We start from the raw sequence: 22,302 nt of genomic DNA on the forward strand, positions 1-22,302 counted from the left end.
TATCCATGTAAGAAAGTTGACCGACAGTCTTAGAAACTAATTGCCAGCCACTTCTAGTACTACACATTTCTTTCAAACAAGAATCAACTAGTTTTTTCTAATCGATCGACTGTGGTTTTTTTAATAGCTCTTCCTGACTGTTTTAGTAAAAAGGCTACGATAAAGGACGCTACAAACATGCTAATACCTAAAAATGTCATACTAGCATTAAAAGATCCTGTTAGATCTTTAATGTATCCCACAATATACGGTCCGAAGAAACCGCCTAGATTACCAATACTATTGATAAGAGCAATAGCACCTGCAGCAGCAGCTTCTGTTAAGAAAGATGGTGGAATTGCCCAAAACGGAGAATATGCTCCGAACGCTCCGCAAAGACTGATCGTCAAGAATACAAACGATAAAACAATGTTCGTATTTGCAACGTAGCTACTAATAATCAATGCCACGCCACTTGTTACTAAGCAAGCAACTACGTGAAAACGTCTTTCATTTTTCTTGTCAGAGTGGTTACTAACCAACATCATGGTTACCATTGCACAAACATACATTAATCCTAAAATCCAGCCCATCGCATGTGTACTAAGAGAAGTCGTTTTAGATAAACCTTCTGAAATTGTCGGTAAAAACATGACGATGCCATAGTAGCCAACCATCCAGAAAAAGTATCCTAGGGATAAGGTTAAGACGTCACGATCTTTTAAGGCCTGAGCAAATGTATAGTGTTTGGCTTCCTGTTTTTCTAACTTCTCTTTTGTTGTAACGTCGATTAACCATTTCTTCTCCTCGTTCGTCAGCCATTTGACATCCTCAAGCTTATCGTCAAGATAGAAGAAACATATCACACCTAAGATCAAAGCTGGAATCGCTTCCAAAACGAAAAGCCATTGCCATCCAGCCATGTTTAACCAGTCAATGCCTAATAAGTAAGTAGAGAGAGGAGATCCTATTGCATTAGCACCAGGGATCGCAATCATAAATCCGGCAATTGCTTTTGCATGATGTTTTGTTTGATAAAAACCACTTAGATAAAAGACCATGCAAGGATAAAAGCTAGCTTCAGCAACTCCTAAAAGAAATCTTGCTGTATAAAACTGCCATGGTGTTTGGATAAAAGCCATTAAAATAGCAATAACTGCCCATGTAATCATGATTCTACTAATCCATCTTCTAGCCCCGACCTTCGTCATCATAGCACTGCCAGGTACCTCTAAAAGGAAATAGCCAAGAAAGAAAATTCCTGCTCCTAATCCAAAAACAGCATTAGAAAAACCTAAATCTTCATTCATTTGTAATGCAGCAAACCCAATATTTACTCGGTCAAGTATAGATATGGTAAAACATAAAAATAGAAATGGAATGAGCCTCAACGTTACTTTTTTGGTAGTTGAACGTTCTAAGTTAATTGAATCCAAAATAATTCCTCCCCTGGGTTATCATCTTTCTCCTCTTCGTGTTCTTTGGTCTTTGACCCGAGTATTTACCCTAGGCTAATTGACAGAAAGAATTAGTGGTTGATATAAAAGATGATTAATCTATTTCTAAGTCTAAGTAAATCTAGCTCCTACTTCTGTAATCCCTTTCATATGGAGATGTAAAAAATGAAAAAGCGAAGTATCCCCTGTATTATTTATCATTTAAAAAAGTAAGAACTATTAGAAAATATCGTACAACAAAACCTTACTAGCGATATAAAAGCATTATAAATCTACTTTCTATACTAATAATCCAAAATATTTGTAATGCACAGCAACGATAAAAAACGCTTACATTTTTGAGCCCCTCTGCTAATCTCTTCAAAAAATATCAAGCTTAAAAATAATGAATTTTAAGATTCACATTACCTCCGTTTTATTAATTTAGCTACTTGTATACTAAGTTACCTTATATAAACAGTGTACTTACATACCTAGCAATTGTCAATATAATTATTAAATTAAAAATTTTCTGAATTTTATTAGAAGAGAAGAAGAATGCGTATTTTGACATTATAGAAAAGTGCTTGCTTTATGCGGTTTTTTTAACACAAAAAAGGCAGCTGCACTTTAGCTGCCTTTTAACTTCATATTTAATATGCTTTTGATAGAAAGTCAGTTGGAATTAGGCTTTCCAATAACGATCATATAAATTTCGCATGTGAAAATTCATAATTCTCACAGCTTCTTCTTCATTATGCTGTTCAATTGCATTAATAAGTAATTTATGCTCATTAAAATTAACTTCTCTATAGTCAGGTTTCGTTACTGTTCGATCTCTTATAAACTTCCACATTTCCTGCTGCTTCATTGCATTGCTGATAGCTGCCATAATGCTAATAAATAAATCATTATGCGAGGCCTTGGCTATGCCGTTATGTAGGGCTTCATCCGTTTCTGGTACATACACGCCTGCGTTCGTTTCTTCCTCCATCTTATTAATTGTTGCACGCAGTTCCTTAATGTCTTCTTCTGTAGCTCTCAAAGCTGCAAAGCGTACAATAAGAGGTTCTATGTTCATTCTTGCTTCAACAATGTCTTCAGGGGAGGCAGATTCCATCAAAAATGTGGATTGAGAATTTTCAGCTTCTGTTTGAAATTCTTTAACGTATACACCTTCTCCTTGACGAGAATAAATAAAACCGTTCAATTCTAGTGCGCTAAGGGCTTGTCTAACAGGCACTCGACTTACACCGAATTGTTCACACAGCTCCCTTTCAGCAGGGAGTTTATCTCCCACTTGGAACGCGCCAGATTGAATTTCAGAAAGAATTTGATTATAAATTTGAATATATAATTTATTATTGGAAACTGGATTAAAACTAATGGAAATCACTTCTCTCTATAATTATTAACTCATTTTATTCATAATTAAGTAGACATAATTATTATATACTGTTCTATTTTTAGGGGCAACAAGCCTAGCATCTTCTAACAAAAAAATCCTTATTTATGTAGTGAGTTTTTCATTTTGCTAATGATTTTATCAATAAACAGCTATACAGGCATACCATAATGGCATGCCTGTATAACGAACTTGAATATTAATCCATATGTGAGCCACCGTTTATATCAATTTCTTCTCCTGTAATATACGAAGCTTCTTCTGAAGCTAAAAAGGCAATTGTAGCCGCGATTTCTTTCACTTCACCTGGTCTACCCATAGGAATACTATCAATCACAGACTTTGCATCTTCTTCAGGGAGAGACTTCCAAATTTCTGTATTAACGAGTCCGGGAGCTACACAGTTAACCGTAATGCCATCTAAAGCTACCTCGCGCGCTAAGTTTTTTGAAAAACCTAATACTGCTGCCTTAGATGCCGAATAGTGAGGTCCCCCAAACACTCCTCCACCTCTTTTAGCCGAAACAGAAGACAGGCTTATAATTCGACCATACTTTTGATCTTTCATTGTTTCTAATACTGCTTGCGTACATAGAAACAACCCAAACATATTGACGTTAAACACTTTTGTAATGTCTTCAAGCGTCATATCCTGAACGGTAACCTTTTGAGAAATCCCTGCATTATTAATTAAAATATCAATTCTGCCGAATTCTTCAAGTGTTTGTTTAACCATCGCATCGCAAGAATCCTTACTTGTTACATTTAGCTCTATTCCCAAGGCTTTGCCACCGGCTTCTTTTATTTCGTTGACTGTATCTTGTACACCATCAAAATTGATATCTGCTATAACAACAGCCGCTCCTTGCTCTGCAAGTGTCAGGGCGATTGTACGTCCAATTCCTTTTTTGGAACCGCTACCAGTAATAATTGCTACTCTCTCTTTTAAATCAAACATATTATATTTCCCCCATCTTGTTAGCTTCTTCTATTTAATTTAGTTAGTCTTAAATCAGTTCTTTAGCTGTTTTGATAATATTTTCTACAGTAATTCCATTTAACTCTAATAGTTTTTCATAAGGCGCAGATTGCCCAAATTGATCCTGTACACCAATTCTTCGAACTGTACCTTTTCCTTCTTCCGCAACTACTTCACATACGGCACTGCCAAGGCCATTTAAAATATTGTGATCTTCAACCGTAATGATTTTTCCAATATTTAAGCAGTCAACCACTGCTTCTCGATCTAAAGGCTTAATCGTATGCATGTCTAGTAATTTCACAGATATGCCTTGTTTCTCTAATTCTTTCGTTGCCTCTAAAGCGAGTCGTACTGTATCGCCGTTGGCAATAATAGCGATATCGCTTCCCTCTTTAATTTTCTTGGCTTTTCCAATTGTAAACTCTTCATTTTCATCGTAAATCATGGGAACCGTATCGCGAGTAAAACGAAGATATACAGGTCCGTATATTTTCGCAGCTTGTTCTACTAGCTTTCTAGTAGAATAATAGTCAGCTCCCATAATGACGGTCATATTTGGAACCGATCTTAATACACCCATATCTTCTATAGCCTGATGACTTCCGCCATCGTTAGCTGGCGTTAGACCACCGTGTGAACAAGCAATCTTTACATTTAAGTTAGGGTAGCAGACTTCTTGTCTAATTTGTTCAAGCATTCTTAACGAACCAAAAACCGCGTAAGTGCTTACAAAAGGAATTTTACCAGTCGTAGCAAGTCCAGCTGCTAACCCAGCTGCATTTTGCTCTGCAATACCGACATTAATATGCTGGTCGGGTAATTGTTTGATAAAGTTTACTGTTTTACACGACTTTGCAATATCGACATCAATGACATAAATATTTTTATTTTCTTTCCCTAATTTTACGATTTCATCTCCAAAGGCTTCTCTCGTAGCTTTTTTTACTGTAAGATCTTTTTCTAGTATGCTCATTATCTTAAACCTCCTGCTACTTCTTCCATTGCTTGATGATATTGTTCTTCATTAGGAGCAACTCCGTGCCAATCAGCTACATCCTCCATGAACGAAACTCCTTTACCTTTTACCGTGTCACAGATGATACATTTTGGTCTTCCATTCTTCGCTACTCTTACTTCATCCAATGTTTCTACAATCTCTTCCATGGAGTGTCCATTAATTCGCTTTGTTTCAAAACCAAACGCATCAAATTTTTTCTCTAAATCTTGTAATGGCATAATTTCATCACAAAATCCATCAATTTGAAGTCTGTTATTATCTACAAATACAATTAAATTATCTAATTGGTACTTAACTGCTGTTTGAGCAGCTTCCCAAATTTGTCCTTCTTGACATTCTCCGTCTCCTACTAAAGAAAAAACTCGGTAGTCTTTAAAATCTCGTTTCCCTGCAATTGCCATGCCTACGCCACACGAAAGTCCTTGTCCTAGTGAGCCTGTTGAAATATCAATACCTTTACACTTTTTCATATCTGGATGCCCTTGAAACGGAGAACCGTATTCTCTTAGCGTGTATATCGTTTCATAGGGAACGAATCCTCGTAAAGCTAAAGCGGAATATTGAATGGGACAAACGTGACCTTTAGAAAGAACAAATCTATCACGATCTTCCCAGTTAGGATTGTGCGGATCAACATTCATTTCTTTGAAATAAAGCGCTGCCATAATATCAGCTGCAGAAAGTGAACCTCCTGGATGGCCAGATTGTGCTCCATAAATCATTGTAAGAGCTGTTTTTCTTAATTGAATGGCTTTTCCTTTTAATTCTTCAATACTAATTTCTTTCATTTTAGTCACCTCATTAATTTATGACTTGCTGTTTTCTAAACGATATATCCATTAACATATAATTTAGTACACTTAGGTAACTTGTATACTAAGTAGCTTTGTGACTTAAGTGTACATCTGAAATGCGAGTTCGTCAACAACAAGATTGAATTATTAGAATTTTTTTATTTGAAACAAGTCGGTTTGTAAATTCGTGTGTTGTTTTTTCTAAGGTTTTTAAGCAAAAAAAGTACTGCTCCTATTTTAGAAGCAGTACTTTTTTTATTGATTAATTAGTAAATCACATATATAACCAAAAGCTTTATCAAAAAACAACTATGCTTTTGCACTGGAATTATTGCTGCTTATCATGTCTTGGCTACCAGATTTAATGTTTTTAGCTACTAGTATACCTACTACCCCCGATAACCCTAAAATAATGAAGATGGAGTTGTAGCTTGTAACAAGAGCAATAAGCGTGGACGAAATAATACTTCCGAAATAACGAAACGTTGAATAAATGCCAGAGGCTGTACCAGACTGCTCTTTGCTTACCGAGTCTAGAGAGGCAACCTGCATGCTTGTTAGACCTATTCCGGTCGAAAAACCTCCAATAATTAAAGACACTATAAGAAAAAGAATAGATCCAACGTTCTCTAAAGATAGAAAAAGAATAGTAGAGACAATGATCATAGCAAAAGAAAAGCCAATCACTTTTTTAGAACTAAACTTATTGTTTAACAATCCTCCTATCCAGCCGCTTAAAGACATTGAAATCGAAAAAACCGATAAAACAATACCCGTTTGTGCTGTAGATAAGTGAAATTGAGCCTTCATTAACAGCGGCATAATTAATAAAATCACATACATAACAAAATTGCTAAGCATAATAGACAAATTAGCGCTTGTAAAGGTGGCATTTTTAAACAAAGAAAAATTGATAATCGGGTTTTCTGCCGTATTTTCTCTTTTGATAAACAAGAATGAAGATAAAACAAATACTAATCCCATTATTAAAGCCTTAGTAATTTCCATACCGTGTGTTAATAAAATCAATAAGGAAATACTAATGGCTAAATAGATGGAACCTTGAATATCTAAAGTACTTGCTTGTTTTTTTACATTAGATTTAGGAATCATAACTATGCCACTGATTAAAGCCAAGAAAAGAAAAGGCACATTCACCCAGAATATAGCTTCCAAGTTGAAGTTTTCAAGCAATACAGACCCTAGCAATGGTCCAATTGCAGCACCCAATCCCATTCCCATTCCAAATACACCTAAAATTTTAGGAAGCCGCTCTTTTGGCACCACATATCTAATGATGGCTATCGTGTTAGGGGTGAGTAAAGCTCCTCCTACTGCCTGCAGTGATCGAAAAATAATAAGGGAAATGAGATTAGTTGAAAATATACATCCTAAAGATGCTATAAGAAAGAACACTACGCCCCATAAATAGATATTTCTGTTTCCGTACAAATCTCCTAGCTTTCCAGCGATAGGCTGAGTAACAGCCATTACAATCAAGTAAATAGTTACTACCCACGAAATATTTGCAAGTGGTTCATTAAAATGAGCTGATATAGTTGATAGAGCAACGGCAATCATGGTTGAATTAATTGGTACAAGAAATGTCCCAATTAGCAATGAAATAATCAAGATAAGCTCTTTATGTTTACCCAAACATTAATGCCTCCTTTTAGTGGAGAGAAATTCCTTTTATAAACGTGTTTATACTGTTTTTTATCATATCTTGATAATCCGCATGTAAGGCTTTGTCTCCAAAATTTAGTTTATACATAAAATATCCCCAATACGTACTTAGGAAAATCTCTGCTTGTGTGCAGCAATCTAATTCTTTGATATATCCTTTCCTTTGCATTTCTTCAAAGTATTCTTTTAATATTTTTTTCGTATCATTAATTTTTTTTATAATTTCCTCGTGCGCTTGTGAGAAAATTAAAGGATCTTTTAAAGCAATTGAAATCATGTCTCGGTTATTATCAAAGTCTTTTAGTAACAGGTAACCGAAATTCGTCAAATCTTTTTCAAGCTCCCATTCAATTGATTTATCAAAAATCTCAAGTGAAAAGCTTGTTGTTTTGACAATAGCTTGAATAATGCCTTCTTTATTGCCAAAGTGGCGAAAAACAGTCAATTCATTAACGCCAGCTTGCTCTGCAATTTCTCTAGTGGTAGTACCTTTATAGCCTTTTTCTTTAAGCAGTTCTATTGTAGCTTTTGTTATCTTCTTTTTTGTTTCATCTTTTTTCATGTTAATCATCCTTTATGCTTCCTGAATGTAAGTATTTACTTTCCATTAGGCAGTATATAAAGGAAAAAGAGCTGTTGTCAAATAGAAGCGAAGAGAATCATTTAGTCATTTAAAAGCGTGACAATTCCATTCGTACCATCGACCATAACCATATCGCCATCTTTTAGCTTATCCGTACTTATTTTCGTACCAACTACTGCAGGAATTTCATATTCACGTGCAATTATTGCCGAGTGAGAAAGAATACCTCCAGCGTCGGTGATAACAGCCCCCGCAGTTTGAAATAAAGTAGTCCAAAGTGGAGTAGTGGTCTTACATACTAAAACGTCCCCTTTTTCTAACTTGTAAAATTCCTTTGTGCTTGAAATAACTTTTACTTTTCCGGTATAGACTCCTGAAGAAGAGGCTAATCCTTTAATAGAATGTTCGCTGTTCGCGTCATCTTCCTCAATAGCTCCCATATATTTCTCAGCTTCTTTCAGCTGAGCTGCTTCAGGGACTCCGAAGTATCTAGGTAAATTAGACGTTTGCTCATGTTCTACATGTTCTTCTTTACGTTTCTCAATTAATTGGGTCATGTCTACTGGATTTTCTAAAAGAGACTCTAGTTCATCAAGATATAAGAAGAAAATATCTTCTTTCACTAGAAAAACATGATGATTAACTAGTAAATTACCTAGCTTAAGTAGGAATAAACGAGCTTTTGCATCCAACATTGCATCGATATAAAAATGATGATCATCTCTTATAACGGACGCATCTAATGCCCACTGATAATATTTTTTAAATTCTTCTTTGTGTTTGCTATCCGCTATCTGTTCCAGAAATTCATTATAGTTCTGTTCACGTTTCTTGACCGTCTGTTTGAAATTCTCATCAAAGTTGTAATTGTCATTAACATACCCTTGAATAATTGATAATGCGTGAAGAGGATTCTCTAGCCAAGTTTCTCCTACAAAATCGTGACTTACAACGTTTCGATATCCATACTGTTTTAGAAAAGTATTTAATTCAGCCATAAAGCTTTTTCCTGCTTCACTTTCCTCTAACTTTTTCACTAAAGTTTCTGTGCATTCTTCTTGAAAGAGTTCAGTAAGTTCACTATCTCTTTTCACTGTTAAAGCAAGTCTAGAAAGCTCCTGATCAGTTTCCAACGATTTGTTCATTTTCCCCGTCAATAGCTCATAAACATCATGTCCGGATTTTTTATTTGTAAGGTTTTTATAGTACTCTTCAACTATAGTATTTAAAGACATTTGAGGCATAACAATATCAAAGTGCAGATCATATGCCACTTTATAAAAATCAGCTAAACTTTGAAGAATCTCTTTTCCTCTCTGAAGGGTTAGACTTTCATAGGTAAAACTATTTAATTTGTTATAGTAAGGCAAGAATTGTTCCGTAATCATTTGATTCATCCGTTTTGTTAGGATTGGATAAATACTTTCCATCAATTCTTTATTTTCTTGGAATCTTTTATTAGAATCTCCTTTAAAAGGCTCCATTTTTGTATAGATATGACCTTTATAAAGTTTTAAATTAAGTCTATTAAACATAAACTTTAATTTTTTAAAACTAGCAGCTGTTCCTTCAGAAAATGCCGGAATAATAAATGAAGCGTACAAAGGACTAACAGCATGAGAAAAACTTGTGTCATTTAAAATCCAAAACTCTTCCATATCGTCGAAACTTAAAGATATATCTTTTTGGAAAGGAGTTAATTCTTTGGCCTCTGTTAATGTGGTAATAGCTCTTGCCTGCAATAGATATACTTGATTGTCTTGAACCCCAAACTCTATGTCTACGGGATGTTGGTAAAGAGCTTCTACTTCTTTTGTTATTTCGGCCAATTCAATGATTTTCTCGTCTGTTAAACAAAACCTTTGTTGCTCATCTTCCGTTGTTTCGATTTCTTCAACGCCTTCAGCAAGTGGAATTATCTTTACTTCCTTTAGCCCTTTTTCTTTCTCTATTTTAAAAGTTTGCTTATTAACTAGGTAAACATCAGGTGTTACTAAGCCCGATACAATGGCTTCTCCTAATCCATAGCTGGCATTAATCATCATTTCTTTTGTATTATGAGTGACAGGATTTTGACTGAATATCACTCCCGATACTTCGGACTCAATTAACCCTTGAACAACAACTGCCATTGAAACTTCGTCAAAATTAGCATACATATTTTGAGTATATTGTTCGACTCTTTCAGTAAAAAATGAGGCCCAGCACGCTTTCACTTTACTCAAAAAATCCTCGGTGCTTTTCACATTAAGATAGGTTTCATACTGGCCAGCAAAAGATGCACCTTCTAAATCTTCAGCACTAGATGATGAACGAACAGCTACCGATGTATAAGAGCACTTTAGGTTTCGAAATGCCTCTATGAGATCTGATTCAATTTCAATAGGAATTTCCCCGTGTAAAATTCTCTCGTGTATATTATCCGTTTGACGATCAATCCCGTTCCATTCGATATATCGCTTTAAAGCTTCCGTTTGAATAACAAACCCATCTGGAATCGGTAAATTTTTTCTTTTCATTTTTATAAGGTTTAAAGCTTTTGCTCCAACTCGTTCATTCGCCTCGTCCACCTTTTGAAAACTTAAGCTATACATTAAAAATATTCATCCTCCCACAAACTAATTTTAAAAATGTAAGTAATTACTTACTTTATATTTATTTTAATTCTTTTAAATTTTTATGGTCAATAAAAAATGGTAAAACATTTAAAAAATGCATATTTAGTTGTGCTTTATTTTAATTTCACTTAAATAATATTTCTCTTTTTTATTACATTTTTTAACTTTTATTAGTCTTTTTTATTATAAAGTCTAAATAGTTAACCAATTAAAAAGTTACTAAAAGAAATGCAAAAAACCCCATCTAAATTAAGATGGAGGTTTTCCTCTTTTACAGTTGGGTTAACCATTATCTCTGAGTGCTTACAAGCTTCCACTGGCTGAGTGTCAACTTAATTTTGTATCCTCTAATATATAAGTGAGCGCTATCAGATTTACGAATCATATGTGAAGTCATAATCCAAACTCTCCCTTCTTATAAAACTATTTTGGAAATCTTAACCTAAGCATAGCTCAGTATTGTAAACCATTTATTAATGACAAGAAAAGATTATGTAAAAATTTTAAATTACAGGGGAACCGCTCATTACTTATGTTTCAACTTCAGTAGATTTAGGTCTATATATGTGTGAGTTCATTGACGGAGCAGAAACTGCAGTGAAGATTTAAAAAATCAAGTGGATTCCAATACTGTAAGGTAAACGAAAAGGATAGCCCTTTAAAGACCTATCCTTTTACATGCATATAAAAAATTTATTTTCTTAATAAAATTGAGACATTAACCATCTATAATGGTTATGTACGAGGATCAGTCTATTAAACTGACAAGCTACTATTTATGTTGGATACAATCCTTTTTAACTCCATTAAATCATCTATTACCACATCAGCCTGTGCAAGCTCAGCTTCTTGAGCAAAATCAAAATTGCACCCCACTGCCATTAAACCATTATCCCTTGCAGCATTGATATCCGATAGACGGTCTCCCACTACTGCTGCGTGCTTTACATCGTATTTCTTTATAATCGTTTTGACTAAATCTCCTTTATCGAGCGTTTGGATTTGTTGAATACTAAATGTTTCTGTTACCCACTTATCCAAATCGTAATGGTCTACAATCGCTTCTAAATATTCCTTCAAACCGTTACTTGCTATGTAAATGGAGCAATTATTTTCTTTTAAATAGCTAAAGACCTCTTTTACATTAGGGTATAAAGCGCCTTTGCCTTTTTTTATATTCTCAACTAAGCTTTTCAAAAAATAGTCATTCGTATACTTTCTTATTTCACCTGAATGAGTAGGTAATAAAGCTTCCCATACTTTGGGTAACGGTACACCCATGATTTCACGATACTTATCAACAGGAGTACTAGTATTCCACTGGTTGAGTGTACGCAAATGGTTAAAGGTATCATCAAGTGATAATTCTAAAATTTTATCTGTTTGAAACAGCGTTCCATCCATATCAAAGATTAGTGATTGCAACATTAAGTATCTCCCTCTTTCAACAGTATTTAATACGTATCTATATACAATACCATAAAAAGGAATATGTAATTTATTAAAAATAGTAATCACTGTTCTCAGCACAAAAAGAGCACCTACTTATTTATAGGTACTCTTCTTAACTTTACATACTTTGTTTGAAATAATAAATGAAAAAGTGGCCGCTATAATCGAACTTAAAAATGGATAATTAACAGAAAAAATACTGACCGTTGAGCTACTCAAGTGCTGTGAAGTCTCAGGTACATATGTAAGTGTAAGAAATAGACCAGAAACAATTTGAAAAGCAAATAGCAACAATATAAAACTACCAATAAACACTGCATAGTTTTTCAAAAAAGCGCCTCCAGTACTCTTAATTTATAAACCTGATATTATTTTAAAAATAGTGACGCAATGATAAAACCTATAATCATTACAGTAATAAGTACACCAAGACCCTTCCATCCTAAGCTGCCTGCTAAACCAGATAAGTTTCCAGCTTCATTTCTATTAAATGCATCGTTCATATTCCCAGCTGGATTTCTTTTTACCTCTTCGTGTTTTAATCTCTCTCTTCTTCTTTCAGGTGTTTCTTTATCTTCGCTCATTGTCACACCACCATTTTTAAAACATTATAACATATTATGGTTAAAATATAAAATAATGGTTTTTTAGAAACAAAGAAAGAAACCTATAGTGACAGATCTCTTTTCCTCAACTAACTGTACACATTTCTTTTTTTAATAAGTATGAAACAACGCTTTTTAATGAAAAAGTATACAGCTCTAGTTAATATAATTACTATTACAAACACCTACATCAAAGAGATCCTCTTTATTTAAGGGGATCTCTTTAATAGCCTTATACTAGATACACATTCTTGAAGTTTTTTTGTGTAAGCTTATTTATTTAAAACCTCTTCTTTTATAATTGCTTTTTCATAGATCAATGGTTTGGTTCCTGCTTCTGGTAAAAGATAAATAAAAACAGTAAACATAAGTTGGAGGATTGAAACGACGGTCAAAAATAGAAAAAGACGTTCCTTATTCTTAAACCATATTACTAAACATAAAACTACAGATATTAACGACAAAAACAAAAAAAGAAAAAAGCTGTATAAATAAGAAACACCGTAACGATACGAAATATTTAAAAAGAAGAATACTATGTAGAGAAGTATAAAAGTTGACGGTACTACTTTAATAAAGTTGCTCAATAGAAAAATCCTTTCCCTTTATTTGTTGTAGATTGGTCGCTCTAACACTCAATTTACATAAAAGAGCAAATATTGAAAGTTACAGCAAACATGATTATATTTATTTACTTCAATTTTTATCTCTCATTTTCTTTCTTTGAAAAATGAAACTAGCTATAAACAAAAAGCCCAATAACATCGTTAAATAAAAGGTTACAGAATCACCTGAACGATTAAATTCATCTACAATGATGCCTTCTTGAAACAATAAGGCTGCTGCAATTATTAAAAAGAAAAAAGAATTGACGATTACATAACTACTTGCTTTGACTTTATTTCTCAAGAAAATTATATACACCAAATTGCATACTGAAAAAACTGCGATCAGGTAATAAATAGGCCTTAATAATGTAAATGTTTCCCCAAGCATCAGCATATTCTCCTCTATTACTATTATTTGAAATTTACTAGTCAATATATTTCATTTTGCAAATAAATGATCATTACTCATCTTAATTATTTAATTTTTGAACCAAAACCCCTCCAACTTTGTCCTTATCATCTAAAGAAAACTCAATATTGAGTTTATGAGTTTTATCAAAATACCCTATTATTGTTGCTCCGGTATCTTCTCTTTCGTAATAATTTTTACCATATGCCCTAACGACACTTTGTTTGCTGTCACCAGTATGTATTCCCTTCTCTGTAGCATACTTGTTACTAATCAAGTCATATCTGCTGACTTGATTATCTACAATTTTAAATTCAACATCATACTTTTCTGTACTTTTTCCGTAAATGTAGGTAGTATACGGAGGCTGCTCTGTAACCTCTATAAATTTTGGTTTCTTCTTCAAACCAATTGCTACGTCATATTTAGAACTGCCTATTGATACTGATTTAACGTTTTCTAATTCAAGGTTTGTGCTTTTGGTGCTTGAATAGTATTTTTCTTTAGGCGTAAAAGATGGATCACAGCTAGCTACTAATAGTAAAATGAGTGGAAAGATAAACAAAAAATAATTCTTAATGCGCACTGTTAGACTCCTTTATATCGTTTGTTTTTACTCTGACTCTCGGCATTTTTAATCTATTAACTATTTTTCTTTTGCATATATAAGTCAATCGAATAGAAAACACTAACTGCAAAGTAATACATGGCAAGTATAGCTAACGTCTCATAGACAGATTCCGCAGCGCTATTTTTCACAAAAGAAAAAACAGTACGCACTACAAAGAAAACGATAGGATAGATGATAAATAGAGAATTAAATTTACGATTCATAACAACACAAAGTTCCTTTATTTGGATATTTATGATTATTATAACATATAATTCTCTCGTTTATTTCTTTACTACATATTCAGTAAGTTTTTCGTTTACATAACACCGTTTATCAATAGTACTAAGTCAAAAGAAACTCTTATTAGTAGGTCTTATTTTGATTATCTATTCTTTTTGACTTCTTATCTACGATGAATTTTAAATGGCTAATAAAAATCAACAAGCCACAGATAACCATTAACCAGCGCGTAATCCCTTGATGTAAAGGGTCAAAAAGGTTTAATAAAGCTATTCCCAATCCTGATAACATAGCTAGATAACGTAAGATCAAGTATAATCCCCCATTCCAAGAGTGAAGAGGATCTCTTAAGCAAAAGATACCTCTTCATTTCTTAGTTCATAGCTCCGCACCACACCATGGACAAAATGAAATCTCAATAGTGGATGAGCCACCATCATGGATAATTAAACCGTATTCCTTGTTCATTTTGTCAAATAAGATAAGATTATCTGGACACTCAAATGGATCACTATGAATATCACACGTAAAGTTCACATAATAATTCATATAATCGCAGCAATGCTTTTTCATTCGTTTTCTCCTTACTATATCGTCATTATTGCTTTTCTCGGTAAGCTGAACAGTGGTCATCTGAAATACGATAATTTTCCTTACCGGTTGGGGCTGCTACCTCAACTAATTTATGTCCCAACCAGTCCCACACAGCTACTGTATGCAAAGATACCCATTTCAGATCTCCTCTAGCAAGACGAAAAGAATCATACCAGTTTTCAGTCGTTACTAATAGATTTTTATAAGTAAGTTCCTTTTTCCTTAAGTGTTTGATTTCCAACATGAAATCTAACATATTTTCTTCCTTAGGCACTTGAATAATTCGCGCTATAAATGTTCCGTTAGGATTTTTTTTCGTTTTATAAACTTTTTCCCTTTCTATTTCTAACTCTGGACGACCCCTCATCTTCCTTCCCCCTGTGTGCTAACACATAATCTCTATGCTAAAAGGTTATAGCTGTTTCAGTAATTCTTCTAACTTTTCTTCAATATCTGTTTCTAAATGATTTTTTGACAAATCATACAAAGCACCTGTCCCTTTAAAATACCCACCAAAGTAATACCATAATTGAAGGTAATGAACGTATGCATCTTCTTCATCTGTAAATCCATCAAAGTTTATCGCAACTTGGGAACGATATTCTTTTTCTAGACACTGCTCCGAACTTAGATTTGGTAGTTGGTCGCCATCAATATCTCGACACACCCATATTTTTAAGTTCTGCTTACCATCATGTTCAAATTTATTTCTATATTTGTGCTGAAGACTTTCGCTGTATGCCTCTCCTACTTCTTCCAACTTCACTATCTCTCTTTTTAAATTCTCATTTATTTCACTCTCAGGGACTAGAATGTATTTGTCATCTGCTTCCTGACCCTGTTTATCCATAAATAGCTTTTTCAATTTATCAAACAAGCTTTTCCCACCTATCTAAAAAAAGAATATAAGCATGTTAAATTCGACTAAAGAAAGCTCATTTCCTTCTCTGAACTGCGTTTAGTCGTCATAACTAATATGATATCAGCTACTTCCTTACGTGTGGAATCTTTTACGAGAGTGCTGATTTTCTGACATACTTGTAATTCGATATTTTTTACAGTGAATACATATGTTAAAGTGTAAAGTAGTGGAATGAAAGGAGTAACGACAACATGGCTCAACGAATCGTCAATATGTTTTTATCTGTTTTAGCTGCTTATGGAACGTTAATTCTAACGAAACACATGAGTATTGCAGATAATATTTTTGTGACACAGATTGTTCGTCTGATCATTTGTATTGTGGCTGTTATCATTGTGACAGGAATTACTACATACATTTTCAGAAATAAATCTTCTAATAAATAAAAGGGCAGCTATTTAGATAGCCGCCCTTTTTGTTTTCCTTAATTCTCATTTTATTTCACCCTAAAGAAATGGGGATGTCTCAAACACTCATGAGACATCCCCATTAAGGCTATACATACTTTTACGCGTTTAAAGCACGCACAAATTCTTTTGCTAGGCTGATTGTAGACTGCGGATTTTGTCCTGTTAAAAGCTTTCCGTCTACTTCAATATGATCGCTCCAATTATCTTTTGCAATAAACTCGGCGCCTAGCTCACGAAGCTTTGTTTCAAGAAGAAACGGCATGTATTTATCTAACGTTGTATCTTTCTCTTCTGAATCAGTAAACGCTGTAATACGTTTTCCTTTTACAATCGGCTCACCATTTTTAAGCTTTCCGCCTACAAGAGCTGCCGGTCCGTGGCATACCGCTGCAATTAGCTTGTCGTCTTCAGCAAATTCTGTTAGCAAACGATGTAAGTGCGTATCGTCTGGAAAGTCAAACATTGTTCCGTGCCCTCCAGGTACAAACATACCTGCAAATTCTTGTGAACTTACTTCAGCTAATGATTTTGTATTCTCTAAAAGTTTTCCTGCTTCTTTGTCTTCGTCCGTCACATCATCTGTTAAGCTGTTAGGATCCACAGGTGATTTTCCGCCTTTTGGACTTGCTACGACTACTTCGTATCCTTCTTTTTTAAATTCTAAATATGCTTCAGAGAATTCTGTAAGCCAAATTCCAGCAAGCTCTCCATTTTCCATCGTATGTCCATTTGTAACAACCATTAAAACTTTTGAATTTCCTGCCATGATTTACTCATTCCTTTTTCATTTATTATTTACATACATGTATCCTTAATAATAATAATTCATTTATCTCTTTGAATATGTTCCCCGGTATTATTTGATGAAAACATGGTAACTTTTTCTTACTAGTAAAAAGAACAGGTGAAAATAATGGTTAAATTATACGGAGAAGCAGGCTCTTTTTTATACTTTGAAGATTAGATGGAGCCGGTTTTTTATATACAGTGTGACAAGTCTTCACTTTAAATATTTTCACTTTTTTGACATATACATCTAATTCGATTAATATCTAATTAGATGTATATCAAATTAAAGAGAGAAGGTATTCAGCTATGCAATTAGATAAGTTGGTTAATTATCATAAAGCCGTTGGTGATCCTACCAGGATTAGAATTATTTCACTATTAAAAAAAGGACCTCTTCACGGGCAAGCAATTGCTTATAAGCTGGGGTTGCAACCTTCAACTATTACTCATCATATTTCAAAGCTAAGAGATGTAGGAATTGTTTATCAAAGAAGACAAGGAAACATTATTTATTTTTATCTAGACCTTGAAAGACTTGAATATAACTCGAAGGCTATTTTAAGTATTGGAGAGGATTCGATGGAAAATCAAGACAACCATTTACAGGATAAAGACAAATTATCTATTGTTAAAAACTTTATAAATAGTGACGGTACTTTAAAAATTATTCCAAGTCAAAGAAAGAAAAAGAACGTAATATTAGCCTATTTAATACGTGATTTACAGCACGGAAAAACGTATCCAGAAAAAGAATTAAATGAACATATTAAAAAATATCATGAAGATTATGCAACGATTCGCAGAGAGTTAATTATGCAGCATTTTATGTATAGGCAAAATGGAGAATACGAGTTAAATCCGAAAGAGATGTGGCCCGTTATTTATTAAAGTGGACGTAAAAACGTTCATTTTTTAAGCCTTCTAATTCGATATATGTCTAATTAGTTTGTGTTGTTTCAAATAGAATTAAAGTAAAAATGTAATTTCCAAAATGAAAGAAGCCAACATTTTGGTAAGCATGTGACATTAATTTCATTCTCCTATGTGTTGGCACAGCAACCATATTAGTTTGCTTACTGCTTCCCCTAAAAGCATCTGCTTTGAAAAAAAAGCATAAAATCTCTGTATGCAATAAGGATTATCCTCTACCAGTTAAATTAGTGAATAATCCTTATTTTTTAAAACTATAAAAAAAGTGTTTTAACCATGATGAGATCTATTTGTTCTTCGTCTCCCATATAAAATGAGTGAGATCCAATTTGAACAAATCCCTGTTTCTTGTAAAAAGCAATCGCATTTTTATTTTTTTCCCATACGCCTAACCAAATTTTCTTTTTATTAAATGTCGTTGCTATCTCTACTGCTTTATTAAATAAATGTTTACCAAGTCCTTGTTTTTGAAAGCTGTTACCTATATAAATTCTTTCAATTTCAAGCGCTTCTTCCCCCATCTCTTCAGACTGAGCGTCATTCATATTAACCTTTAAATAACCTGCAATTTCATGATTAACATACATAAAAAAGAATTGCGAAGACGTATTGGATAGTTCTTTTTCTAGCTGTTCGATTGTAAATGCTTTTTCTAAATAAGCTGTCATATTTTCTTGTGAATTCTGATCTTTAAATGTCTCATAAAACGTTTTATAGCTAACGTCTTGAAGATCATATACATCTTCAAGAATACACTTTTTTATATGCATCATCACTGACATGCCCCTCTCCTTTATATCATCAATAATTTCTCTTGTTTCCTTTTTTGACAAACTCCCAGTCTGTTTCGATATTTTTTCTTACTCTTTGAACTAGCTTAAGAATGGTATCTGCTTCTTCCTGGGTAAAACCTTCTAATGCCACTTTATCCGAATAATCATTTTCTCTTTTTATAAACGGGTATACGTTCTTCCCTTTTTCAGTAGGAAAAAGTTTTTTATTTTTTTTATTATGGGGATCATCTTTCTTTTCAATAAAACCATTCATTTCAAGCTTTTTTATAGCCCGAGCCGCTGTTGTGCGATCTACTTTTATCATTTCAGCTAATTTTTCCTGAATGATTCCGGGGTTTTCACATATTCGCACTAAATACAAATACTGCCCCTTAGTCAGATCATACTCTTTAAATTCTATATTACTGATCGAATCCAATGCTCTTGCTATCATGCCAATTTCACGCAGAATTTCACTCATAAAATATCTCCTTTATACATATTTTTGTTGCAAATACAATAAAAATAATCTACATTTAATGTATCTCAAAATAGTTGCATTTGCAACAAAAAAACAAAAAAAAGGATGATGACAGTGAAGTATGTTGTTTATGCAGGAGGAATTTTACTATTAACTCTTGGAATTGCTTTGACGATACAATCTAACCTAGGAGCTTCACCTTTTGATGCACTGTTGGTTGGACTGTCACTAAACGTAGGTTTTAGCGTTGGAAGCTGGGAGATTATACTTGCCTGTATTTTAATTTGTGGTAATTCTCTTTTAAGCAAACAAAAGCCAGAAATACTGGGACTGTTAACAGCATTCATAACAGGTCTTGGTATCGATATATGGCTTTTTTTCTTAAAGAATTGGATTACGTTCGAAAGTTGGTACAGCAAAGTATGTTGTTTCGGAATCGGTTTAATCATTATAGGAGTAGGAACCTCAGCCTATTTACATACAAATTTTGCACCTATTCCAATTGACCGCTTAACATTAATCATACAAAAACTAGCTAAAACCAATTTATTTCTTTCAAGAACATTTATTTACCTCACATTCTTACTAGCTGCAATATTTTTAAACGGACCAATTGGTGTTGGAACGTTATTAACCGTGTGTTTAGGCGGCGTGCTGCTTAATTTCTTTATGCCCATTACTCAAAAAGCAGTAGACTGCATATTACCAACATCTCATACATTAAAAAATCATATTAAAGATCATAAACGTTCCATTACGTAACTAATTCTGTCTATATCATGGTTTTCATGCACAAAAAGCGGATCTCCAGTTAGAGATCCGCCTTCTGTGTGTGATTACTCTATTTTTTTGCCTCAGCTTTAATAATAAAACGATGTTGTTCTACGTCGAAAAACCCTTGAGACTGTATAATTTGATGGATATTATACAATCCGCCGATATGTGTTTCTATATCAAAATTAGGAACTTGCCAAGGAATTGCATTTAGATAAAAAACTAGCGCCCCGATATCATAAAATCTCTGCACAGGAAACTCTTCCTTGCAAAAGATGATGTTAAAAGAACTTTGTCTAAGCTCTTCTATTGCTTTCTTTAAATTCCAATTACAAAACTCTTTATTTATTGGAACCCCTATACATTCATTGATTCGTGAACAGTCTAACCCTCCCACTTGCTGAGTGAAAAACGTGCCTCCCTTAGACAAAATCCTTCTCACTTCAGAAGCACAAAAAGCTTCGTGCTGGTTCAAAATTAAATCAAATGTACCATCTTTAAACGGTAGATTCTCGTTTTCAGTTCGTTCAACAACTGTGACACCAAATGGCTCTAACCGTTTTTTAGCGATTGGAACGTTAGGTTTGTATCCTTCGGTAGCATACATAACGCGAGGAAAAGGTTGTAACAAAGATAAAAACTCTCCTCCTCCTGTTCCCATATCTAAAGCAGCATTAGAGTTTTGAATAAGGCGAAAAGCTTCACTTCCGTATGACCACGAAAGCATATCGCTATCCATACGACCAGTACGAGTAATAATAGAAAAATCCCATCCAGTAAAATCAACATTTGTATTGTTTACAGCATTTAAAAAATGTTTGTCCGTTATCATGTTAAAATCCTCCTTTTAATAGTCAGTCAGCATTAATCATCTATCCTAAACTAGTAAAAGGCGGGCCACGAACATACAGGCAGCGTTGTTATGTTTCATATGCTAACTTATTCAAAATAACCGCTCCTTCATCCGAATTACGTATTTTTCATTTATTTGTCCATTCATATGTAATATCGGGCAGTTTCTCTTCGTTTTCACCTCCTCTTTTTATAATACTGAAGCCGTGTTTTTCGTAAAATCGCTGTGCGTTTTTATTTTGTTCAAATGTACGTAATGTTAATTTTCCATTTGATTCTGCTTTGGCTCTTTCAAGCAATCGCTGTCCGATTCCTCTCCCTTGATAATCTATATGAATGTACAGCTGGTTAATTTCATCAGCGTTATAGGCGACCATTCCTACTATTTGTTCATCTATTAACGCTAATTCAACTTTATAGTGTGCTGACAATATATGATCTAAAAAATAAACATGACGGTCAAAACTGTGCATTTCCTTTTGTCCAATCGCTTTTTCTTTACTATCTCTCCACATTTTTACCGTTGCCTCAGCAAATTGAGGATGATAGTGAACAATATCAACATTAAGATAGGCCATACATTTTCCCCTTATCTGTCATTGTGCTATTCGTATTCTCAATAACGATGTCTAGATATTCTCTTCATGTGGTTGAAGCCTGTCAAAATCTTGTTTTAATAAAGAATACATGTACAAATCATCAAATTTTCCACACGTAAATTCATAGCTTCTTAATAGGCCTTCTTTTATAAAGCCGTGCTTTTTTATTAATTTTTGTGAAGCAGCATTAGCAGGCTCTATCAAAGCTTCGATTCTCCGTAAGTTAAAATGTGTAAACCCATATTTTATGACCGCGCCCAATGCCTCATTAGCAATTCCATTTCCCCAGTAGTCTCTGGCTAATTCATAACCAATTTCCGTACGGTAATGGTCATGAACTCGATTAAGAAACCCGCAGCTGCCAATAATGTCGTCTTGTTCTTTAAGAGTAATGCCCCATCTTATTCCAGATCTTTTGTTTAAAATTGATTTATACCATGAAATCTCATTTAAAGCATCTTCAACCGCTGTAAAAGGCTCTAAACCGCAGTGCTTCATTACTTCTTTATCGGATAGGTATTTTAAAATATTGCTTGCGTCTTCTGCTACAATTTCCCTTAGTAAAAGTCTTTTTGTTTTAATTATGGGAAAATGATTTGACACCTGTACTTTCCCTCCTCTTATCCATTCATTAACTGAACGGATCTTTTCTCACAGCTTTATCTAATTTAAATAACGGTTAGTAAAAAAGTTCTTTTATTATTAGTGAATTCCTTTTTTAGTCATAAATATTTGTCGAAAAACAAGCAA

Annotated in this window: 24 protein-coding genes; 3 read left to right on the plus strand and 21 right to left on the minus strand. The window is 33.8% G+C overall.

The features are described from left to right. Nucleotides 1-83: 83 nt before the first annotated feature. The 15 genes from ACMX9J_RS23330 to ACMX9J_RS23400 all read right to left on the minus strand — a co-directional run bounded on the left by ACMX9J_RS23330 (nucleotide 84) and on the right by ACMX9J_RS23400 (nucleotide 15,899). Nucleotides 84-1,415 (minus strand): MFS transporter, encoded by a 1,332-nt coding sequence (locus tag ACMX9J_RS23330; protein ID WP_221817559.1) that lies wholly within the window; start codon nucleotides 1,413-1,415, stop codon nucleotides 84-86. A 685-nt stretch (nucleotides 1,416-2,100) separates the two neighbouring features. Further along, a complete protein-coding gene (locus ACMX9J_RS23335; protein WP_034265132.1) occupies nucleotides 2,101-2,811 on the minus strand; it encodes a FadR/GntR family transcriptional regulator in 711 nt (236 codons plus the stop codon). A gap of 208 nt (nucleotides 2,812-3,019) precedes the next feature. Continuing rightward, entirely contained in the window at nucleotides 3,020-3,778 is a 759-nt protein-coding gene (locus tag ACMX9J_RS23340; RefSeq protein WP_034265135.1) for an SDR family NAD(P)-dependent oxidoreductase, read from the minus strand. A gap of 49 nt (nucleotides 3,779-3,827) precedes the next feature. Next, nucleotides 3,828-4,775, minus strand: coding sequence for a transketolase family protein (locus ACMX9J_RS23345; RefSeq protein WP_048018606.1), 948 nt, complete (start codon nucleotides 4,773-4,775; stop codon nucleotides 3,828-3,830). Beyond that, complete coding sequence (locus ACMX9J_RS23350) at nucleotides 4,775-5,626, minus strand: transketolase (RefSeq protein WP_051137098.1); 852 nt, start codon at nucleotides 5,624-5,626, stop codon at nucleotides 4,775-4,777. The genes ACMX9J_RS23345 and ACMX9J_RS23350 overlap by 1 nt, the downstream gene beginning before the upstream one ends. Before the next feature lie 297 nt (nucleotides 5,627-5,923). Beyond that, the gene (locus tag ACMX9J_RS23355) at nucleotides 5,924-7,270 is read right to left on the minus strand and encodes an MFS transporter (RefSeq protein ID WP_099330799.1); all 1,347 of its coding nucleotides are present in this window, start codon (nucleotides 7,268-7,270) and stop codon (nucleotides 5,924-5,926) included. Between the two features lie 16 nt (nucleotides 7,271-7,286). Continuing rightward, nucleotides 7,287-7,862 carry a TetR/AcrR family transcriptional regulator gene (locus tag ACMX9J_RS23360; protein WP_226313282.1) on the minus strand — a complete coding sequence of 192 codons (576 nt, stop codon included), beginning with the start codon at nucleotides 7,860-7,862 and terminating at the stop codon, nucleotides 7,287-7,289. Nucleotides 7,863-7,963: 101 nt separating this feature from the next. Then, on the minus strand, nucleotides 7,964-10,477 hold the full coding sequence (locus ACMX9J_RS23365; RefSeq protein WP_416226251.1) for a PEP/pyruvate-binding domain-containing protein: 2,514 nt from the start codon (nucleotides 10,475-10,477) through the stop codon (nucleotides 7,964-7,966). 780 nt (nucleotides 10,478-11,257) lie between these two features. Continuing rightward, nucleotides 11,258-11,929, minus strand: a complete 672-nt coding sequence (locus ACMX9J_RS23370; protein WP_028413897.1) for an HAD hydrolase-like protein — start codon at nucleotides 11,927-11,929, stop codon at nucleotides 11,258-11,260. A gap of 392 nt (nucleotides 11,930-12,321) precedes the next feature. Continuing rightward, nucleotides 12,322-12,537 (minus strand): DUF6366 family protein, encoded by a 216-nt coding sequence (locus tag ACMX9J_RS23375; protein WP_034265158.1) that lies wholly within the window; start codon nucleotides 12,535-12,537, stop codon nucleotides 12,322-12,324. 717 nt (nucleotides 12,538-13,254) lie between these two features. Beyond that, nucleotides 13,255-13,554 (minus strand): hypothetical protein, encoded by a 300-nt coding sequence (locus tag ACMX9J_RS23380; RefSeq protein WP_028413899.1) that lies wholly within the window; start codon nucleotides 13,552-13,554, stop codon nucleotides 13,255-13,257. 82 nt (nucleotides 13,555-13,636) lie between these two features. After that, nucleotides 13,637-14,161: a hypothetical protein gene (locus ACMX9J_RS23385; RefSeq protein ID WP_033578545.1), complete on the minus strand. Its 525-nt coding sequence runs from the start codon at nucleotides 14,159-14,161 to the stop codon at nucleotides 13,637-13,639. A 645-nt stretch (nucleotides 14,162-14,806) separates the two neighbouring features. Next, a complete protein-coding gene (locus ACMX9J_RS23390; protein ID WP_084595933.1) occupies nucleotides 14,807-15,061 on the minus strand; it encodes a DUF6980 family protein in 255 nt (84 codons plus the stop codon). Further along, nucleotides 15,027-15,389, minus strand: a complete 363-nt coding sequence (locus ACMX9J_RS23395; RefSeq protein ID WP_028413904.1) for a hypothetical protein — start codon at nucleotides 15,387-15,389, stop codon at nucleotides 15,027-15,029. The genes ACMX9J_RS23390 and ACMX9J_RS23395 overlap by 35 nt, the downstream gene beginning before the upstream one ends. A gap of 45 nt (nucleotides 15,390-15,434) precedes the next feature. Beyond that, nucleotides 15,435-15,899, minus strand: a complete 465-nt coding sequence (locus ACMX9J_RS23400) for a hypothetical protein (protein ID WP_033578541.1) — start codon at nucleotides 15,897-15,899, stop codon at nucleotides 15,435-15,437. Between the two features lie 236 nt (nucleotides 15,900-16,135). Between ACMX9J_RS23400 and ACMX9J_RS23405 the strand changes: the two genes are divergently transcribed. Next, on the plus strand, nucleotides 16,136-16,330 hold the full coding sequence (locus ACMX9J_RS23405; protein ID WP_013056341.1) for a hypothetical protein: 195 nt from the start codon (nucleotides 16,136-16,138) through the stop codon (nucleotides 16,328-16,330). 121 nt (nucleotides 16,331-16,451) lie between these two features. Here the strand turns inward: ACMX9J_RS23405 and ACMX9J_RS23410 are convergent, their stop codons facing one another. After that, nucleotides 16,452-17,120, minus strand: coding sequence for a type 1 glutamine amidotransferase domain-containing protein (locus ACMX9J_RS23410; RefSeq protein ID WP_028413906.1), 669 nt, complete (start codon nucleotides 17,118-17,120; stop codon nucleotides 16,452-16,454). 329 nt (nucleotides 17,121-17,449) lie between these two features. Between ACMX9J_RS23410 and ACMX9J_RS23415 the strand changes: the two genes are divergently transcribed. Next, a complete protein-coding gene (locus ACMX9J_RS23415) occupies nucleotides 17,450-18,031 on the plus strand; it encodes a metalloregulator ArsR/SmtB family transcription factor (RefSeq protein ID WP_028413907.1) in 582 nt (193 codons plus the stop codon). A gap of 296 nt (nucleotides 18,032-18,327) precedes the next feature. Here the strand turns inward: ACMX9J_RS23415 and ACMX9J_RS23420 are convergent, their stop codons facing one another. Then, nucleotides 18,328-18,855 carry a GNAT family N-acetyltransferase gene (locus ACMX9J_RS23420; RefSeq protein WP_033578540.1) on the minus strand — a complete coding sequence of 176 codons (528 nt, stop codon included), beginning with the start codon at nucleotides 18,853-18,855 and terminating at the stop codon, nucleotides 18,328-18,330. Between the two features lie 19 nt (nucleotides 18,856-18,874). Further along, complete coding sequence (locus ACMX9J_RS23425) at nucleotides 18,875-19,327, minus strand: MarR family winged helix-turn-helix transcriptional regulator (RefSeq protein WP_416226252.1); 453 nt, start codon at nucleotides 19,325-19,327, stop codon at nucleotides 18,875-18,877. Nucleotides 19,328-19,441: 114 nt separating this feature from the next. On the opposite strand from ACMX9J_RS23425, the gene ACMX9J_RS23430 reads away from it, so the two are divergent. Further along, the gene (locus ACMX9J_RS23430; RefSeq protein ID WP_034265164.1) at nucleotides 19,442-20,089 is read left to right on the plus strand and encodes a YczE/YyaS/YitT family protein; all 648 of its coding nucleotides are present in this window, start codon (nucleotides 19,442-19,444) and stop codon (nucleotides 20,087-20,089) included. A 79-nt stretch (nucleotides 20,090-20,168) separates the two neighbouring features. Here the strand turns inward: ACMX9J_RS23430 and ACMX9J_RS23435 are convergent, their stop codons facing one another. From ACMX9J_RS23435 to ACMX9J_RS23445, 3 genes are all read right to left on the minus strand, one after another. Then, on the minus strand, nucleotides 20,169-20,933 hold the full coding sequence (locus tag ACMX9J_RS23435; protein WP_325075767.1) for a class I SAM-dependent methyltransferase: 765 nt from the start codon (nucleotides 20,931-20,933) through the stop codon (nucleotides 20,169-20,171). 148 nt (nucleotides 20,934-21,081) lie between these two features. Further along, nucleotides 21,082-21,531, minus strand: a complete 450-nt coding sequence (locus tag ACMX9J_RS23440; protein ID WP_071275854.1) for a GNAT family N-acetyltransferase — start codon at nucleotides 21,529-21,531, stop codon at nucleotides 21,082-21,084. Nucleotides 21,532-21,582: 51 nt separating this feature from the next. Beyond that, on the minus strand, nucleotides 21,583-22,155 hold the full coding sequence (locus ACMX9J_RS23445; RefSeq protein WP_416226253.1) for a GNAT family N-acetyltransferase: 573 nt from the start codon (nucleotides 22,153-22,155) through the stop codon (nucleotides 21,583-21,585). Nucleotides 22,156-22,302: the final 147 nt, after the last annotated feature.

The sequence above is a fragment of the Priestia sp. RMT2NF4 genome, from assembly GCF_047872835.1.
Classification (GTDB): Bacteria; Bacillota; Bacilli; order Bacillales; family Bacillaceae_H; genus Priestia; species Priestia zanthoxyli.

What these genes read in the sequence shown, in the direction of transcription:
- ACMX9J_RS23395 (WP_028413904.1), bottom strand. Translation starts at nt 15,389, where the DNA reads ATGAGGGGTCGTCCAGAGTTAGAAATAGAAAGGGAAAAAGTTTATAAA.
- ACMX9J_RS23415 (WP_028413907.1), top strand. Translation starts at nt 17,450, where the DNA reads ATGCAATTAGATAAGTTGGTTAATTATCATAAAGCCGTTGGTGATCCT.
- ACMX9J_RS23375 (WP_034265158.1), bottom strand. Translation starts at nt 12,537, where the DNA reads ATGAGCGAAGATAAAGAAACACCTGAAAGAAGAAGAGAGAGATTAAAA.
- ACMX9J_RS23410 (WP_028413906.1), bottom strand. Translation starts at nt 17,120, where the DNA reads ATGGCAGGAAATTCAAAAGTTTTAATGGTTGTTACAAATGGACATACG.
- ACMX9J_RS23405 (WP_013056341.1), top strand. Translation starts at nt 16,136, where the DNA reads ATGGCTCAACGAATCGTCAATATGTTTTTATCTGTTTTAGCTGCTTAT.
- ACMX9J_RS23370 (WP_028413897.1), bottom strand. Translation starts at nt 11,929, where the DNA reads ATGTTGCAATCACTAATCTTTGATATGGATGGAACGCTGTTTCAAACA.
- ACMX9J_RS23440 (WP_071275854.1), bottom strand. Translation starts at nt 21,531, where the DNA reads ATGGCCTATCTTAATGTTGATATTGTTCACTATCATCCTCAATTTGCT.
- ACMX9J_RS23390 (WP_084595933.1), bottom strand. Translation starts at nt 15,061, where the DNA reads ATGACCACTGTTCAGCTTACCGAGAAAAGCAATAATGACGATATAGTA.
- ACMX9J_RS23425 (WP_416226252.1), bottom strand. Translation starts at nt 19,327, where the DNA reads ATGAGTGAAATTCTGCGTGAAATTGGCATGATAGCAAGAGCATTGGAT.
- ACMX9J_RS23340 (WP_034265135.1), bottom strand. Translation starts at nt 3,778, where the DNA reads ATGTTTGATTTAAAAGAGAGAGTAGCAATTATTACTGGTAGCGGTTCC.
- ACMX9J_RS23380 (WP_028413899.1), bottom strand. Translation starts at nt 13,554, where the DNA reads ATGCTTGGGGAAACATTTACATTATTAAGGCCTATTTATTACCTGATC.
- ACMX9J_RS23365 (WP_416226251.1), bottom strand. Translation starts at nt 10,477, where the DNA reads ATGTATAGCTTAAGTTTTCAAAAGGTGGACGAGGCGAATGAACGAGTT.
- ACMX9J_RS23420 (WP_033578540.1), bottom strand. Translation starts at nt 18,855, where the DNA reads ATGTCAGTGATGATGCATATAAAAAAGTGTATTCTTGAAGATGTATAT.
- ACMX9J_RS23360 (WP_226313282.1), bottom strand. Translation starts at nt 7,862, where the DNA reads ATGAAAAAAGATGAAACAAAAAAGAAGATAACAAAAGCTACAATAGAA.
- ACMX9J_RS23435 (WP_325075767.1), bottom strand. Translation starts at nt 20,933, where the DNA reads ATGATAACGGACAAACATTTTTTAAATGCTGTAAACAATACAAATGTT.
- ACMX9J_RS23345 (WP_048018606.1), bottom strand. Translation starts at nt 4,775, where the DNA reads ATGAGCATACTAGAAAAAGATCTTACAGTAAAAAAAGCTACGAGAGAA.